The organism is Streptomyces sp. WM6386 (assembly GCF_000972385.1).
Lineage (GTDB): Bacteria > Actinomycetota > Actinomycetes > Streptomycetales > Streptomycetaceae > Streptomyces.
In genome coordinates, this window is sequence record NZ_JXTE01000424.1 from 1 (window position 1) to 530 (window position 530).

1 protein-coding gene is annotated in these 530 nt (G+C 66.4%); it reads right to left on the reverse strand.

Features of this window, described 5'->3' with window-relative positions; translation table 11 throughout:
* On the reverse strand, positions 1-172 hold a 172-nt coding region (locus TN53_RS42060), incomplete at its 3' end, for a tautomerase family protein (RefSeq protein WP_046264180.1).
* Positions 173-530: the final 358 nt, after the last annotated feature.

Consider the following 530-nt stretch of genomic DNA (forward strand, 5'->3'; position numbering starts at 1 on the left):
CCATCATGTCCCGCTCGCGCTCGACGAAGTGCACCTGGAACCCGACGCGGGCGGCCGGAGCCGACTGCCCCACCTCGGGCACGAGCACCGCGTCCGTCAGCGTCTCGGCCAGCTCACGGCGCTGCTCCAGGCTCAGTCGCCCCTTCGGCGCGTTCACGGTAATGATCGTCACAACACTCTCCTATGACAGTCGTTATAAACACGGGACGCCCAGCAGGTTACACCCGTCTATAACGACTGTCATAGTCAGCGGCGTGGGCGTCAACGCGGACTCCCGTTTCCAGGCCGGACTACGCGCGGGCGAGATGGGGCTGACTCGCGGGTGAGTACCGTCGTCAACTGACGCGCCGGCCGGGACGGCCGACCGTTGTCCTCGGCGCCATCCGCCGCGTCATCGGTGGTTTGGGGCTATGCAGGCGCTTTAAACGGCACGAGATCTTCGTGACCGAGGCGTCCGGCGTCGCACCGTGACTCGCATCGACCGCGTAGGCAGTGGATCACCCCGGCACACTCCCCGGTAACGTGAGGGG